The 15,311-nt window shown below is 71.9% G+C and carries 12 protein-coding genes and 1 pseudogene; 8 read left to right on the top strand and 5 right to left on the bottom strand.

The window, feature by feature from the left end:
• Positions 1–229: 229 nt before the first annotated feature.
• The 5 genes from A6A08_RS14490 to A6A08_RS14470 all read left to right on the top strand — a co-directional run bounded on the left by A6A08_RS14490 (position 230) and on the right by A6A08_RS14470 (position 4,892).
• Entirely contained in the window at positions 230–1,402 is a 1,173-nt protein-coding gene (locus tag A6A08_RS14490) for a 4-oxalomesaconate tautomerase (RefSeq protein ID WP_073703129.1), read from the top strand.
• On the top strand, positions 1,399–2,415 hold the full coding sequence (locus A6A08_RS14485; protein ID WP_073703128.1) for an amidohydrolase family protein: 1,017 nt from the start codon (positions 1,399–1,401) through the stop codon (positions 2,413–2,415). The genes A6A08_RS14490 and A6A08_RS14485 overlap by 4 nt, the downstream gene beginning before the upstream one ends.
• A 40-nt stretch (positions 2,416–2,455) precedes the next feature.
• Positions 2,456–3,139, top strand: coding sequence for a 4-carboxy-4-hydroxy-2-oxoadipate aldolase/oxaloacetate decarboxylase (ligK, locus tag A6A08_RS14480; RefSeq protein WP_073703127.1), 684 nt, complete (start codon positions 2,456–2,458; stop codon positions 3,137–3,139).
• An 816-nt stretch (positions 3,140–3,955) separates the two neighbouring features.
• A complete protein-coding gene (locus tag A6A08_RS27625; protein ID WP_199866937.1) occupies positions 3,956–4,126 on the top strand; it encodes a hypothetical protein in 171 nt (56 codons plus the stop codon).
• On the top strand, positions 4,119–4,892 hold the full coding sequence (locus tag A6A08_RS14470) for a class I SAM-dependent methyltransferase (RefSeq protein WP_073703125.1): 774 nt from the start codon (positions 4,119–4,121) through the stop codon (positions 4,890–4,892). The genes A6A08_RS27625 and A6A08_RS14470 overlap by 8 nt, the downstream gene beginning before the upstream one ends.
• A gap of 62 nt (positions 4,893–4,954) precedes the next feature.
• Here the strand turns inward: A6A08_RS14470 and A6A08_RS14465 are convergent, their stop codons facing one another.
• Positions 4,955–5,899 carry a DMT family transporter gene (locus tag A6A08_RS14465; RefSeq protein WP_073703124.1) on the bottom strand — a complete coding sequence of 315 codons (945 nt, stop codon included), beginning with the start codon at positions 5,897–5,899 and terminating at the stop codon, positions 4,955–4,957.
• Between the two features lie 869 nt (positions 5,900–6,768).
• On the opposite strand from A6A08_RS14465, the gene rph reads away from it, so the two are divergent.
• Positions 6,769–9,363, top strand: coding sequence for a rifamycin-inactivating phosphotransferase (gene rph, locus A6A08_RS14460; RefSeq protein WP_073703123.1), 2,595 nt, complete (start codon positions 6,769–6,771; stop codon positions 9,361–9,363).
• Between the two features lie 189 nt (positions 9,364–9,552).
• On the opposite strand, the gene A6A08_RS14455 is transcribed toward rph, so the two are convergent.
• From A6A08_RS14455 to A6A08_RS14445, 3 genes are all read right to left on the bottom strand, one after another.
• A complete protein-coding gene (locus A6A08_RS14455) occupies positions 9,553–10,500 on the bottom strand; it encodes an MSMEG_6728 family protein (RefSeq protein ID WP_073703122.1) in 948 nt (315 codons plus the stop codon).
• A 485-nt stretch (positions 10,501–10,985) separates the two neighbouring features.
• Positions 10,986–11,624: a DAK2 domain-containing protein gene (locus A6A08_RS14450; RefSeq protein ID WP_073703121.1), complete on the bottom strand. Its 639-nt coding sequence runs from the start codon at positions 11,622–11,624 to the stop codon at positions 10,986–10,988.
• Positions 11,625–11,659: 35 nt separating this feature from the next.
• A complete protein-coding gene (locus A6A08_RS14445) occupies positions 11,660–12,658 on the bottom strand; it encodes a dihydroxyacetone kinase subunit DhaK (protein ID WP_083609151.1) in 999 nt (332 codons plus the stop codon).
• A gap of 290 nt (positions 12,659–12,948) precedes the next feature.
• Here A6A08_RS14445 and pdxA point away from each other — a divergent pair, with 290 nt between their 5' ends.
• On the top strand, positions 12,949–13,971 hold the full coding sequence (pdxA, locus tag A6A08_RS14440) for a 4-hydroxythreonine-4-phosphate dehydrogenase PdxA (RefSeq protein ID WP_073703119.1): 1,023 nt from the start codon (positions 12,949–12,951) through the stop codon (positions 13,969–13,971).
• An 84-nt stretch (positions 13,972–14,055) separates the two neighbouring features.
• Here pdxA and A6A08_RS14435 read toward each other — a convergent pair whose 3' ends face one another.
• A complete protein-coding gene (locus tag A6A08_RS14435; protein ID WP_073703118.1) occupies positions 14,056–14,676 on the bottom strand; it encodes an FMN reductase in 621 nt (206 codons plus the stop codon).
• 454 nt (positions 14,677–15,130) lie between these two features.
• Between A6A08_RS14435 and A6A08_RS14430 the strand changes: the two are divergent.
• A pseudogene (locus A6A08_RS14430) lies at positions 15,131–15,311 on the top strand (cellulose 1,4-beta-cellobiosidase); the annotation flags it as partial.

Raw genomic sequence — 15,311 nt, 5'->3', positions numbered from 1 at the left:
AGTCCTGCCCCGCCTCCCCGCCATCACCGCCCCTCCGCGGCCCACGCCGGGCTCCGCGGGCGACCGCACGAGGACGAGGATGACACGTTCACAGACACCGCCGGCCGAGGAGCGACGTGCGGACAGCCATGCGCACGCGGCTCCCTCGGCAGCGGCCCCGGCCGCATCGGGCCAGGTCCGTGTGCCGCACGGCGTGCACGAGCCGGAAACGGGGCACACGCCGGAACGGGTGCACGAGCCGCGCCCGGGGACGCGGGTCCGCGGGCACCAGCTCGCGATCCCCTCCGTCCTGATGCGTGGCGGGACCTCCCGCGGACCGTTCTTCCGCCGCGCGGACCTGCCCGATGACGACGAGACCCTCGTCCGGGTGCTCCGGGCCGCGCTCGGCTCACCCCACCCGCTGCAGATCGACGGCCTGGGCGGGGGACACCCGCTCACGTCCAAGGCCGGCATCGTCGGCCCGAGCACGGAGCCCGGCGCTGATCTCGACTTCCGCTTCGCCCAGCTACAACCCCACGACGACTCCGTGGACATGAACGCCAACTGCGGCAACCTGCTCGCCGCGGTCGTGCCCTTCGCCATCGAGACCGGCATGGTCGTGCCCACCGAGGACACCACGACCGTGCGGGTGCGCACCCTCAACACGGGAGCGGTCGCGCAGATCTCGGTGCACACGCCCCAGGCCGGCGGCGTACGGAGCGTCGACTACGCGGGGGACACCCGCATCGACGGCGCCCCCGGCAGCTCCTCGCCGGTGACGATCGGCTTCCTCGACACGGCGGGATCCATCGCCGGTTCCCTGTTGCCGACGGGCAACCTCCGAGACACGGTCGAGGTTCCCGGCGCGGGGCCGGTCGAGGTCACCTGCATCGACAACGGCCAGCCCCTCGTCATCGTCGCCGCCTCCGCGCTCGGCGCCACCGGGCGGGAGAGCCCGGCCGAGCTCACCGCGGACCCCGTGCTGCGCGACCGGGTCGAGGCGCTGCGGTTGGCCTGCGGCACGCTCATGGGACTCGGCGACGTCTCGGACCGCAACTACCCGAAGATGACGCTGATCTCGCCTCCACAGCACGGGGGCGCCGTGACCACGCGCAGCTTCATCCCCAGGGTGGTCCACGAGTCGATCGGCGTGCTGGCGGCCGTCACCGCCGCCACCGCCTGCGCGCTCCCGGGAACGGTCGCGCACGACCTCGCGGACCTGCCGGCCACCGACGGGGCCGAGGCCACCCTCTCCATCGAGCACCCGAGCGGGGCCTTCGGCGTACGGCTCGGCTGGGAGCCCGGCGACCCCACCCGCATCACCAGTTCCGCGCTCGTACGCACCGCACGAGCGCTCATGGCCGGGGACCTCTACGTCCCCCTGGGCGTCTGGACCCCATCAATGAAGGAAACGAACCGATGATCATCGACTGCCACGGGCACTTCACCACCGCGCCCGACGCCCTCGGCCAGTGGCGCCAGGCCCAGATCGCCGCACTCGACGGCGGACCCGAGCCCGACGAGCTGCGCATCGGCGACGACGAGCTGCGCGAGGCGATCGAGAGCAACCAGCTCGCCCTCATGGACCAACGCGGCATCGACCTGACCGTGTTCTCGCCGCGGGCCTCCTTCATGGCCCACCACATCGGCGACGAGGCCACCTCCGTCCAGTGGGCCAGGATCTGCAACGACCTCATCGCCCGCGTGACGCGACTCTTCCCGGAACGCTTCGCTCCGGCCGCCATGCTGCCGCAGTCCCCGGGCGCCGCCCCGGCCGGCTGCCTGCCCGAACTGCGGCGCGCCGTCGAGGAACTCGGCGCGGTGGCGATCAACCTCAACCCGGACCCCTCCGGCGGGCTGTGGGACTCGCCCCCGCTCACCGACCGCTCGTGGTACCCGATCTACGAGGCGATGTGCGAATACGACATCCCCGCGATGGTGCACGTCTCCACCAGCGTCAACCCCGCCTTCCACACCACCGGCTCGCACTACCTCAACGCCGACACCACGGCGTTCATGCAGCTGGTCCAGGGCGACCTCTTCGCCGACTTCCCCGACCTGCGGCTCGTCATCCCCCACGGGGGCGGGGCCGCGCCCTACCACTGGGGGCGCTTCCGCGGACTCGCGATGGCCCTCGGCAGGCCCGAGTTGGAAAAGCACGTGCTCGGCAACGTGTTCTTCGATACCTGCGTGTACCACCAGCCGGGCATCGACCTGCTGCTCGACGTCGTCCCGCACGAGAACATCCTCTTCGCCTCGGAGATGATCGGCGCCGTCCGCGACATCGACCCGCGCACAGGGCACCACTTCGACGACACGGGCCGCTACCTCCAGCGCGCGGACCTGCCCGAGACCGCACGCGAGGCCGTCCTGGAGGGCAACGCCCGCCGGGTGTACCCGCGGCTCGACGCCCGGTTGAGGAGACAGGGCCGATGAGGGCCGGTCCGAACCCATCCACCCACGCACGAGGAGAGTCATGACCGAGCTCGGAGTCGTCCACCGCTCCATCGAGCGCGCCGCGCCGGAGACCGTCGAGGAGCTGTCCCGCTTCGGCGTCGCCACCGTGCACGAGGCGCAGGGGCGCACAGGCCTGCTGCGGCCCTACATCCGGCCGGTCTATCCGAAGGCCAGCCTGTGCGGAACCGCGGTCACCGTGCTGCTCCAACCCGGCGACAACTGGATGCTGCACGTCGTCGCCGAACAGATCCGCCCCGGTGACGTCGTCGTGGCCGGTTGCACGACGGAGTCCGAGGACGGGTTCTTCGGCGAACTCCTGGCGACCTCCTTCCGTGCCCGGGGCGCCGTGGGCCTGATCATCGACGGTGGCTGCCGGGACGCCGCCGAGCTCAGCGAGATGGACTTCCCCGTCTTCAGCCGTGCGATCAACGCCAAGGGCACCGTGAAGGCGACACTGGGCTCGGTCAACGTGCCTGTCACCGTGGCCAACGCCCTGGTCCACCCGGGCGACGTCGTCGTCGCCGACGCCGACGGCGTCGTCGTGGTGCCCCGCGTCTCCGCCCCGGAGGTGGCCGAGGCCGCACGGCGCCGCGAGGAGAACGAGCAGTCCAAGCGCGCCCGGTTCCAGGACGGCGAGCTGGGCCTGGACATCTACGGCATGCGCGAGAAGTTGGCGTCGGCCGGCCTGCGCTACCTCGACTGATCCGACTGACCTGGCTGATCGGCTGACACCTCTCGTCAGGTGGGAGGCACGGACAGCGGCATCCACGGCCCCGTGGACGCCGCTCACGAATCGCTACGACCGCACCTGGTGCGGGAGTGTCTTGTGCCGACCGTGATGGAGGCCGGGGCGTGTGCCGGGACCGCCTCCCGGCACTCCCGTGTGTCAATCGGTCATCGCTCCCTTCGATGGCAGGTGTGCTCTGCTCCCGTCCCGCCACAGACGCACCGTCCACGTGCTGTGGGGGACGGGGGCCGACGCCGCCGGCGACATCCCCGTCTCCGCGGTGACAGGCGCGACCGTGCGGGCGCGACGACGCTCGACGGGCCCGCGGCGTCCTTCCGGGGGAGCGGTGTGTTGCGGTGGGTCACGGGACCCGGAGGTCTTCGGTCGACGCGGCGGGCTCAGGGGCGGACAAGTGCGTCCGTTCGGGCAGCAGGAGCGGGGGCGCGAGCAGGAGAACGCCGGTGGCCCGCCGTGCTCCGACGAGGCCACGGTCCGAGCGTCGGCCGAACGTGACGTGGCCCACGCCAGGAGCTATGCTTCGACTCTGGTCAACCACTACGCCGCCGACCTCGACGGACCGGCCCGAGGCGGCTTCGGCCACATCGCGGCGCCGACGCTCGTGGTCCACCGCGGCCACGACCCACTCCTGCCGCCGCCGCACGCGAGGCGTTGCGCGACGTGGTCCCCGAAAGCGCGACTGCCGGCCCCGGAAAGGGCCGGACACGACCTGCCGAGGCCGGTGGGGGATGTCTTCGTGCCGGCCCTGGTGCGGTACACGAAAGGAGGCCGCCCATGAACCGGCTACGGTCGGCACTCCGGCCGCCGCTCTTCGACGACCTCGCCGACCCACTGCCGCACGCCGCCGGCGCGACCTGGGGGCTGCCGGAGCCCGAACCGGGTGCACGGCTCGGCGCGGTGCGCGGCGTACTCCGCGACGGTCCAGCGGGTCCGGGCGGTGATTGAGTTGTTCGACTACGACGCCGAACTGAGCCGCTACAACCCGCGGCTGCGAGCGGCCGCCGACGTCCGGGCCACTGATCGCGTGCTCGACATCGGCTGCGGTACCGGGCAGACCACGCGGGACGCCGCCAGGTCCGCGCCGTCGGGAAGCGCGCTCGGCGTGGACCTGTCCCGCCCGATGGTGGACCGCGCCCGCCGGCTGAGCGAGGAGGAGGGGGTCCGCAACGTCGGCTTCGAGCGGGCCGACGCCCAGGTCCACCCCTTTGCGCCGGGGGGTTTCACCTTGGGGATCAGCCGGTTCGGCACGATGTTCTTCACCGACCCGGTCGCGGCGTTCGCCAACATCGGGTGGGCGTTGCGGCCGGGTGCGCGGCTGGTGCAGCTGGTGTGGCAGGCCGAGGACCGCCAGGAGTGGTTCGGCGCGATCCGGCGGGCGCTGGCCGGTGACCGGACGGTGCCGGCCGGACTCGGTGGTGGCGCCTTCTCGCTGGCGGATCCGGCCGTCGCGGCCGGCGTGCTGACCGCTGCCGGCTTCACCGCGGTCGAGACCACCGAGGTAGGCCAGCCGATCTACTACGGCCCGGACGCGGCCGGTGCCCGTGACACCCTGTTCGCTCTGCGGATGGTCAAGGATCTGGTCGCCGGCCTGGACACCGCGGCGGCGGCGCGTGCTCTCGAACGGCTGCTGGCCGTGCTCGACGCCCATGACACCGGCGAGGGCGTGTGGTTCGACTCCCGTGCCTGGCTGGTCACCGCGCGTCGGCGTTGACCTTCGGAGTAGTGGACATACGGCTCTCCTCGGTGCGGTGCGGTGCGGTGCGGGGGCGTGGATCAATTCCGGATGGAGGAGAGGGCGACCCCGGCCAGGATCAGGGCCGTGCAGGCGACCTGGGCGCCCGTGACGGGTTCGGCGATGGTGAAGTAGGCGAGAACGGCGACGCAGACCGGTTGCAGGTAGTAGACGACTCCGGCGCGGGTGGCGCCGACCGACTCCACGGCCTTGTTCCACAGGAAGAACGCCAGCGCCGAGGACGCGGCTCCGATATAGGCCAGGGCGGACAGGGTGCCGGTGGTGGGAGTGAAGCCTCCTTCCACGACCAGGGAGACGATCTGTGCGGGCAGCAGCATGACCAGCCCGAACAGGACGGTCGCGGCGAGGAACACCACGGCGGGGATCTGCTGGGGTTTGCGCTTGAGAAGGGCGGAGTAGGCGGCGAAGGTGAGCATGGCCGCGATCATCCACAGGTCGCCGGAAGCGAATTCCGTGTGGAGCAGCGCGCCCACATCCCCCTTGGTGATCAGGGCGACCACACCGGCGAGGGCGATGAACATGCCGGTGATGCGCAGGGGCGAGAGGCGTTCTCCGCCGACGACGGCGAGCACGGCGATCGCGACAGGGGAGGCCGCGGCGATGAGGGCGAGATCGGTCGCCGACGTGGTGTGCCCTGCGATGTAGATGAGGGTGTTGAAAAGCGTGACGCCGAGCAGGCTGACGAGCGCGATGTAGAGAGCGTGCCGATGGATGGTGCGGCGGTGCTCCCACAGGCCCTTGGCCGCGAACGGCGCCAGGACGGCCAGGGCGATCGCCCACCGCCAAAAAGCCGTTTGGACGGGAGGGATCTCGCCTGAGACGGCACGGGCGATGACGAAGTTGCCCGACCAGATGAGCGTTGCCGCTCCCGCCAGAACAGGGCCTGCCCATACCGCCGACCGCAGAGCACGGGTGGCTGTCGATTCAGTGGACCGCCGGGTGGAGGGGGTTTCGGTTGCGGTCAAGAGGGGGTGTTCTCCTTCGGTTCGGTGGTGGGAGTCGTGTGTCGGTCGGCTCCATCCGGCGCCGTCGGCTGGGGCGACCGGGGTTCTGGACGCGATGACGTGCGGGGCGGGCGTGGCGACGGACCCGGTCAGGAGGGCGGGGGGCGAGGCGGCTGGCGACAGCGGCGGAAAGGGCGGCGAACTCGCGGAGCATGGGCGCACGTGAGCTCGCGACCCCCTCCGGGTGGTCGACCATGGCCCGATGGACGGATCCAGCAGCGGCGTCGACTCCGAGTGCTGACAGCACACGACCCCCTGTGTGATGATCCGATCTTTGTTTCGAGGCCGATTCTCCTGCAAGCCGGACGCGTTGTTGCCAGTCCGGTTCCTGCCGGGGATAAGGCCCTGTCGTACGAGGTGTCGCACGGGCAGGCCGACGGCTCCCGGGAAGCGGATACGGGGCGGGGCTCCGCGTCCGGCCCGGCCGCGTGCGTGCCGACAAGGCGTACGCCTCTCGGAGGAACCGGGCCGACATGCGCTCAGAGCGGCCGAAGACCAGCGCCGGTTCCAAGCGGTGGAAGAACGTCCGGCTCCTACCGGCGCGGGGCCCGCCGAGCTCGGCGGCGTGTCCGTGGAAGAGGTGGTGGCCGTCGCCGCCGGCGGGACCGCCAGCCTCCTGGCAGACCGTGTGCGGGGCGGGCCTCACCGGGCCTCCTCGGCGGCCGCGGGGGAGCCTGGCCGCCGGGGCCGCGCACGAGGTGCCGACCGATCCCCGCCACTTTCACTTTATATCAGATCCGCGCGTCTCATGAGGCACTGAAAAATATTCCATACTTGCTGCCTTGCGCACCGCATCGACGAATGGCAGGGCAAAGAAATTGCGATACGTGATGGATTTCGATCAGATCAACGCGACGAATGTCGCTGACGTCGGCGGAAAGGGGGCGCTTTTGGGCGAGCTCTCGCGAATCTCCGGTATCCGCGTGCCGGAGGGCTTTTGCATCACGACGGACGCCTTCCGGCGGATCGTCGCCGAGGCACCGTCGATCGACACCCGGTTCGACCTGCTGTCGCGCGTGGAACCGGACGACCGCGCGGCGATCCGTACCCTGAGCGCCGACATACGCCGCAGCGTCGAAGGCGTCGCGGTGCCCGACGACCTTGCCGCGGAGATCGGCGAAGCGCTCACCCGGTTCGATGAACACGCCTCCTACGCGGTGCGCTCCAGCGCGACCGCCGAGGACCTGCCGACCGCGTCCTTCGCCGGCCAGCAGGACTCGTACCTGAACATCACGGGTCCGGCGGCCGTCCTTCGGCACGTCCGGCGGTGCTGGGCCTCGCTGTTCACCGAGCGGGCGGTGACCTACCGCCTCCGCAACGGCTTCGACCACCGGAAGACGGATATGGCCGTGGTCGTACAGCAGATGGTGTTCCCGGACGCTGCCGGGACCCTGTTCACCGCGGATCCGGTGACCTCGGACCGCAAGACCGCCACCGTGGAGGCCGGCTGGGGGCTCGGCGAGGCCCTCGTCTCCGGCCAGGTCCGCGGTGACGTCCACACGGTGCGCGACGACCAGGTCGTCTCCACGGCGATCGCCGCCAAGACCCGGTCCGTGCAGGCCTCACCGGGAGGCGGCACCCATGACGCACCGGTCGAGCCGCAGCGGCAGACGCGGTCGACCCTGACAGAAGCACAGGTCGTGCGCCTGGTGCGGCTGGGCCGACGCATCGAAGCGCACTTCGGCCGACCCCAGGACATCGAATGGTGCCGGGTCGGCGACGACTTCCACATCGTCCAGAGCCGGCCGATCACCACCCTGTTCCCCGTCCCCACGAGCGATGACCAGGAGAACCACGTCTACGTCTCCGTCGGTCACCAGCAGATGATGACCGACGCGATGAAGCCGCTGGGGCTCTCCCTGTGGCAGCTGACGACCCCGAGGCCGATGCACGAGGCGGGCGGGCGGTTGTTCGTGGACGTCGCCCCCGCCCTGGCGACGCCCACAGGCCGCGCGAGCCTCTTGAAGGCCCTGGGGGGCTCCGACCCGCTGCTCGGGGACGCGCTGCGGACCGTCCTCGACCGCGGCGGCTTCCTCAGAACGCTTCCGGACGAAGAACCCACCACCGCACCCGCCGGTGACGCACCCGGCCCGGTCGCGACCGATCCCGACATCGTCAGCGAGCTGATCCGACGCAATGAGGCCTCCGTCGCCGCCCTGCGGCGCGAGATCCGGAATCTGTCCGGGCCGGCGCTGCTCGACTTCATCCGGGCCGACATCGCAGAGCTGAGGCGCATCCTCTTCGATCCGCAGGGCCTCCAGGTGGTCATGGCGGCGATGGAGGCCGGCCAGTGGCTCAATGAGCACGTGGAGGAGTGGCTGGGCGAGAAGAACGCGGCCGACGCGCTCACACAATCCGTCCCCCGCAACGTCACCTCGGAGATGGGATTGGCGCTTCTCGACGTGGCGGACACCATCCGGCCGCACGCGGACGTCGTGGCGTTCCTGCACCGTGTCGTGGACGAGGGCCGCGAGGGCGACGGCTTTCTGAACGAGATGGCCGGGCTGGCCGGCGGACCGGAAGCACGTGACGCCGTCCGTGACTACCTCGACACGTACGGGATGCGCTGCGTGGGCGAGATCGACATCACCAGAACGCGCTGGAGCGAGCAGCCCGCCGCACTCGTGCCCATCATCCTCGGCAACATCAGGAACTTCGCACCGGGAGAAGGCGAGCGACGCTTCGAACGGGGGCTCCGGGAGGCACGGCGGAAGGAACGGGAACTGCTGGCGCGCCTGAGCGCCCTTCCCGACGGCGAGCGCAAGGCCGAGGAGACCAGGCGGATGATCGACCGCGTCCGCGCCTTCGCCGGATACCGGGAGTATCCCAAGTACGGCATGGTCAGCCGCTACTTCGTCTACAAGCAGGCGTTGCTGCGGGAGGCCGGCCGCCTCGTCCGGTCCGGCGCCCTGCGCGAGGACGAGGACATCTTCTTCCTCCGGTTCCACGAGCTGGAGGAAGCCGTGCGAACCAACGACGTGGACGCCGGACTCATTCTGCGAAGGCGGGAGGCGTTCCGGTCGTACGAGGCGCTCACCCCGCCCCGGCTCCTCACGTCGGACGGCGAGGCCATCACCGCCCGGTACCGGCGTGACGACGTCCCGTCCGGCGCGCTGGCCGGTCTCCCGGTCTCGGCCGGGGCCGTCGAAGGCCGTGCCCGTGTCGTCACGGATATGGCGCAGGCCGACCTTGAGGCGGGCGACATCCTGGTCACCGCCTACACCGACCCCAGTTGGACCCCCCTGTTCGTCACCGTCGCCGGACTGGTGACGGAGGTGGGCGGACTCATGACGCACGGGGCGGTGATCGCGCGGGAGTACGGTCTGCCGGCCGTCGTGGGTGTGGACCAGGCCACCCGGAGGATCCGGGACGGGCAGCGGATCCGTGTTCACGGAACCGACGGGTACGTCCAGATCCTCGCCTGAACCGCCGCACCGGCCCCGGGACCGCCGCACAGGGCGTGAACCGCCATCGGTGACGGGGGCGTTCTCCCGGTGCTTCGCTCTGAAGTCTTACGCGGTGGAAGGCCGTAGCGCGAGGGGAGGAGGTCCCCCGGCTCGGATGCGTCGGCAAGGTAACGCGCACGGCCCCACCAACCTCAGTGATCAATGCACCTAGGTGTCGACCGCGGGCAGCATGCGCAGCACCAGCGGGGCCGAGCGCGGCGTGGGCAGTTCGGCGCCGTCGAGGACGACCAGCCCGGCCAAGGGTGGCACGGGCACCTCCGTTTCGCTCCCCGGGGCGATCCGGCGGAACCGGAACTCCGGCTCGCCGGCCTCCTCGTGCATCGCCGCCTCGTCCTCGGGCCCGGGCTGGCGTGCGGTCGACCGGCTGGTCCGCCCGACCGCCTCCGAGGGGCCCGGGTCGGCGCAGCCCTGCGGTCTGGGCGGCGGACACCCGGGCACCAGCCACAGCGTCTCGCCGGGTGTACACAGTCCGGCGAGCAGCCCGGGCACGGTGTCGCCCGGTCCGGTGAGGCGCAGCGACGCGCTGCGGCCGCGGACCAGCCGCTCCAGGGCGGCCGCCTGCTCGTTCGGCAGAGCGTCGGCCTCCAGCAGCTCCACGGCCTTCCCGAGCGGCATCGCCTCGGTGGCGCCGCGCCGCAGCGGCCACCGGGGGAAGACCGGACGGGGCCAGACGTAGGGCAGGCCGCCGGGCGTTCCGGGGAACAGGGGACCGTAGTGGGCCGGGTCCTTGTACACCAGGGCCGAGCGGTGCGAGGCGTGCAGCGCCCCGTCCCCCAGCCACGGCGGGAGCAGGTCGCGCTCCCACAGTTCCTCCTCCTCGGGGACGCGGCCCCCGGTGAAGGCCGGCAGCGAGGGCAGTACCGAGTCGGCGTACCCGCGGCGGCGCCACTCACGGCACACCGCGACTCCGTAACCCACCAGCGCGGGCACGAAGCCGCGCCACATCGCCACGGCGGGGTGGCGTTTCCACCCGTACGCGGGCCACACCAGGGCCCGCAGTACCTGCATGGTCTCCACCCGCTGCTTGCCCAGCCTGCGGTCGTCCAGTGCCCGCGCGCACTCGGCGAACGCGGGGTGGGGCAAGAAGGTCTGCATCGTCCCCCCATCCGACCCGCGGCGTCCTCGCCGATCAGGCCTGTCGTGCGGTCCGCTGCCGGTGTTGCCCCTGAGCCGGCTCCGCCCTCTTCCTCGGACCGACCTTCGCAGGATCGCGTTCGGATGGTCCACCGCGGGGGACATCGACTGGACGAGTAGATCGCCGCCGCGTCCACGGAACTCCTTCCCGCGCCGCGTTCCTTCGCCCGCGGCCTCCGCCACGACCGCACGGCGGTCCGCGCCGGCCTGAGCCTGCCCCACAGTTCCGGAGCAGCGGAAGGAACCGTGAACGAGATCAAGACGCTCAAGGGGCGGATGTCCGGCAGGGCGAACTCCGATCTCCTTCGCACCAGGGTCCTCGACCCCGTCTGAGTGGCGGGTTGCCACCGCACCACAAGGTCAGTGCCGGAACCCGCCCTCCTGGCTGTCGGAAACGAGCAGGGCCCGCTGCGCGGGGTCCGCGCGTCGCCCTCGCGCCGCGTGCCTCATGCGGTGGCGGCCTCCACCGCCGTCCGGTAGAACAGGGCGATGGTCACGGCGCCGGGGTCCGGGCTGCCCAGAGCCGACTCACCCACGTAGCTGGTGCGTCCCCGGCGGCCGAGGAGGTCGCTGGTGCCGTCGGCCCCCCGGCGCGCGGCCTCCGCCGCGGACCGCAGCCCCTCCACCAGGCCGGAACCGTCGTCGACCGCCGTGGCCAGGGCCTCCGAGGCCGGGGCGATGGCGTCGACCATGGTGCGGTCCCCGACCTTGGCCGAGCCCAGCCGTGCCAAGGTCGCCCACCCGTTCGCCGTGGCCTCGGCCACCATCGCCAGGGTGAGGGCCCCGGCGTCGGCGCCCACCTTGCCGAAGTCGCGGAACCACATCCCGAACAGCGGGCCGCTGGTGCCGCCGCTGTGGGCGAGGAAGGTCTCGCCCATCACCTGGAAGGGGGCCCCGGCCGTGGAGGTGTCGGCGCCCGCCAGGACCTCCCGCGAGCGGCGCAGCGCGGTGACCATGTTGGTCCCGAAGTCGCCGTCGCCGCTGCGGCGGTCCAGGTCGGTGAGGTGGTCGCCCGCCTCCTCCACCGCGTCGACGAAGCCGTGGACCCACCGTTCGACGTGGGCGGGGCTGAGCTGGTCTGCCATGGCCGGTACTCCTGTGCGGTCTGGGGCGGGCGGGTCTACCAGGTGAGCGCCGGTGTGGCGGCCGGGGCGTCCCACAGCTTCAGGATCTCCTCGTCGGCGCGTACCAGGGTGACCGAGCAGCCCGCCATGTCGAGGGAGGTGACGTAGGAGCCCACGAGCGGGCGCGCGATGTCGATCCCGGCGCCTTCGAGGAACCGCCGCACCTCGCCGAACACGCCGTACAGCTCCAGGTCGTGGGTGGCGCCCAGGCCGTTGACGATCGCTATCACCTGCTCGCCGCGCCCCAACTCCAGCGCCTTCACCAGCGGAGACACCATCTGGGGGACGAGTTCGCCCGTGGGGCCGAAGGCGCGCCGCTCCCGGGCTCGCTCGCCGTGGATGCCCACACCGAACTCGACCGCGTCCTCGGGCAGTTCGAAGGAGGGCCGCGACTGCCCCGGGTGGGCACCCGCGGCCAGCGCCACGGACAGGGTGCGGCTGTGGGCCGCGACCCGGCGTCCGAGCGCGGTCAGCGTCTCCAGGTCCGCGCCGCGCTCGGCCGCGGCACCGCAGACCTTCTCGACCGCCACGACCGCCGCCGTGCCGCGCCGCCCGGGGCCGTCGGCGTCGCCGGTGTCGGTGGCCAGGTCGTCGTCGACCAGGACGATGTCGCTGCGCACCCCCTCGTCGGCCAGGAGTTCGCCCGCGATGCGGAAGTTGAGCACGTCGCCCGTGTAGTTCTTGACCACGTGCAGCACGCCGCGGCCGGTGTCCGCGGCCATGGAAGCGGCCCTGATCTGCACGGCGGTGGGGGAGGCGAAGACGGCTCCGGGCACGGCGGCGTCGAGCATGCCGGTGCCCACGAAGCCCACGTGCAGGGGCTCGTGGCCCGAACCGCCGCCGGAGACGACCGCGACCTTGTCGGTGGCCGGACGGGCGCGGACGACGTAGGCGGGATCCTCGTTGAGGCGCACGTGGTGCGGCCAGGCCGCGGCGAACCCCTCCAGCGCCTCGGAGACGACGTCGTCCGGCTTGTTCAGGAACTGTCTTCTCAAGGGCATGCTCCGCGGTCCGGCGACGGTGTTCGGCGGTTCGTACATAGCCGTGGACCGCGTCCCCCAAACGTCCGGGTCCCGGAGTCCCGCCGTACCCGGGCGCTACCGTCCCCGCCCGGGAGCGCCTGGGCCCCGCCGGGCAGGCGGCCATGAGGATGCGGAGCGGACGCGACCGCCGCGCCGGGTCTGACCAGCCCGCCGCTGCCGGGCGTGACCGCCCTGGTTCCGGGATAGGGGGTGCCCATGGCCGGGATCCTCGCCCTGGCCGCTCCTGAACCAAGGAAGAGAACATGACTGAACGCCCGATCCTGGCCATCACCGTCGGCGACCCGGTCGGCATCGGCCCGGAGATCACCGTGCGCACCCTCGCCGAGGCCGCCGCCGGCGCCCCGGCCCGCGGGGTGGTCGTCGCCGACCCCGCCGTGCTGCGCCGCGCGGTCGGCGTCTGGGGCCTGGACACCGAGGTGCGCGCCACCACGACCTGGGACCTGCCTCCCGAACAGGAGGGGGTCATCGACTGCTTCGACATCGGCGAGCTCGGCGACACCGAGCTGGAGTGGGGAAGGGTCGACGCGCGGGCCGGGGCCGCCGCGGTCCGCGCGATCGAGGTCGCCACGCGGGCGGCCCTGGAGCGGCGCGTCGACGGGATCGTCACCGGGCCCATCAACAAGGAGGCCGTCTGGGCCGCGGGCAGCCGGCACCTGGGCCACACCGAGATGCTCGGTGAACTGACCGGAGCCACACGCCAGAACACGATGTTCGTGGTGCGCGGCAGGAAGATCTTCTTCGCCACCCGCCACGTCTCGCTGCGCGGCGCCCTGGACATGATCGACGAGGAGCAGCAGGTGGGGGCCATCACCGAGGCGCTCACCGCGCTGCGCGTGTTCGGCCACGACGAGCCGACCCTGGCGGTGGCGGCGATCAACCCGCACGGCGGGGAGAACGGCGCCTTCGGCGACGAGGAGATCCGTCATCTGGCCCCGGCCGTGGAGCGGGTGCGCGCCTCGGGCGCGGACGTGGTCGGCCCGGTCCCGGCGGACTCGGTCTTCCACCGCCTGTTGACCGGCCACTACGACGGCGTGCTGTCCCAGTACCACGACCAGGGCCACATCGCGGCCAAGACCTTCGACTTCGACGGGACGGTCTCTGTGACGGTGGGCCTGCCGATCCTGCGCACGTCGGTGGACCACGGCACGGCCTTCGACATCGCCGGCGGGGGAGTGGCCGACCACGGCACCATGCGCTCGGCCTTCCTGCACGGAGCCGACCTCGCCCGCTTCGCCGACCGCATCCGCGCCGAGTACGGGAGCTGACGGCCGGTCCCGCGCGCGGGCGACCTCTTCCGCGCGCGACGGCGTCCCCCGTGCACGCGGTGCGCGGGGGACGCCGTTCGCGTGTCAGGCGCCCAGGCCCGACATCAGTTCGGCGAAGGGGGTGGGCTCCTCGTAGGGGTCGCCGGCTCCGGGGGTGCGCTCGCCCACCAGTGCCGCGAGCTGGCCGCCGGCGCGGTCGATGCGCGCGGAGAGTTCGCGGCCGCCGCCCTCGCCGGCGCCCCAGTCCTCCGAGGCCGCGTACACGCCGGTGGGCGCGACCACCGAGCGGGTGTGGGCGAACATCGGCCGCAGGGCGTGCTCCAGCACCAGCGAGTGGCGCGGGCTGCCGCCGGTCGCGCCGATCAGCACCGGCTTGCCGTCCAGGTCCTCGGGGTCGACCACGTCGAAGAACGACTTGAACAGACCGCTGTAGGAGGCGTTGAACACCGGGGTGACGGCGATGACCGCGTCGGCGCGGGAGACGTCCTCCAGCACCGTGCGCAGCTCACCGGTGGGTACACGGGTGGTCATCGCGTTGACGATGTCGTGCGCCACCTCGCGCAGCTCCACGGTGAGGATCTCCACGTCCTCCCCGCGCTCCTCCAAGGAGCGTGTCGCGGCGGCGGTGAGCCGGTCGGCGAGCAGACGGGTCGAGGACGGCGTGCTCATCCCCGCCGAGACGGTCACCAGTGTGCGGGTCGCCATCTATCCCCCTAGAAAAAAGCTTCCTGAGAAGTAATCTGAAGTTACCACGGTGAACGGGGGAGGGGGCGCCGCTATTCCGGGTGCTCAAAGGTCGCGGATCCCCGGCGGGGTAGGGCCCCGCTCCGGGGTGAACGCGGTTGTTCACGGGGTGTTTACACGGGAACGGGAGGCGGCTACTCTCATGGGAGCGCTCCCGAATGAGATGGACCACATTCGAGGGCGTGGACGACCGACCGGCGCTTCCAGTCCATTCCCCACGGCACCCCCTCCGCCTTTGCTCTGGGAGCGCTCCCAGTCATGCGGAGAATCCCCTCGCGACCCCTGGAGGCCGTGTGCCCCGCGCACCGCCACGTCCCTCGCTCCCCACGGATTCCACACGTCAGTCGGTGACCGCCTTTGCGCGTACCGACACTCTGGCCCTCTGGCACACCCCCCACCACGAGGAAAGCAAGAGATGAGCAGAATCCTGCGTGCACCGGACAGGCGTCCGGGCGCACGGCGCGGCCTCGCCGCGACATCGGCCCTGATCGTCGGCACCGCCCTGGCCGTCGCCCTACCGGCCTCCGCCAGCGCCGCGGCCGGCTGTGAGGTCGACTACCAGGTCAACGACTGGGGCTCGGGCTTCACCGCGGCCG

It is taken from the genome of Nocardiopsis sp. TSRI0078 (genome assembly GCF_001905145.1).
Classification (GTDB): domain Bacteria; phylum Actinomycetota; class Actinomycetes; order Streptosporangiales; family Streptosporangiaceae; genus Nocardiopsis.
Note: the sequence above shows the minus strand (reverse complement) of the source record. Positions and strands in the feature narration are given on the sequence as shown.

What these genes read in the sequence shown, in the direction of transcription:
- A6A08_RS14450 (WP_073703121.1), bottom strand. Translation starts at nt 11,624, where the DNA reads ATGGCAGACCAGCTCAGCCCCGCCCACGTCGAACGGTGGGTCCACGGC.
- A6A08_RS14455 (WP_073703122.1), bottom strand. Translation starts at nt 10,500, where the DNA reads ATGCAGACCTTCTTGCCCCACCCCGCGTTCGCCGAGTGCGCGCGGGCA.
- pdxA (WP_073703119.1), top strand. Translation starts at nt 12,949, where the DNA reads ATGACTGAACGCCCGATCCTGGCCATCACCGTCGGCGACCCGGTCGGC.
- rph (WP_073703123.1), top strand. Translation starts at nt 6,769, where the DNA reads ATGGATTTCGATCAGATCAACGCGACGAATGTCGCTGACGTCGGCGGA.
- ligK (WP_073703127.1), top strand. Translation starts at nt 2,456, where the DNA reads ATGACCGAGCTCGGAGTCGTCCACCGCTCCATCGAGCGCGCCGCGCCG.
- A6A08_RS14485 (WP_073703128.1), top strand. Translation starts at nt 1,399, where the DNA reads ATGATCATCGACTGCCACGGGCACTTCACCACCGCGCCCGACGCCCTC.
- A6A08_RS27625 (WP_199866937.1), top strand. Translation starts at nt 3,956, where the DNA reads ATGAACCGGCTACGGTCGGCACTCCGGCCGCCGCTCTTCGACGACCTC.
- A6A08_RS14435 (WP_073703118.1), bottom strand. Translation starts at nt 14,676, where the DNA reads ATGGCGACCCGCACACTGGTGACCGTCTCGGCGGGGATGAGCACGCCG.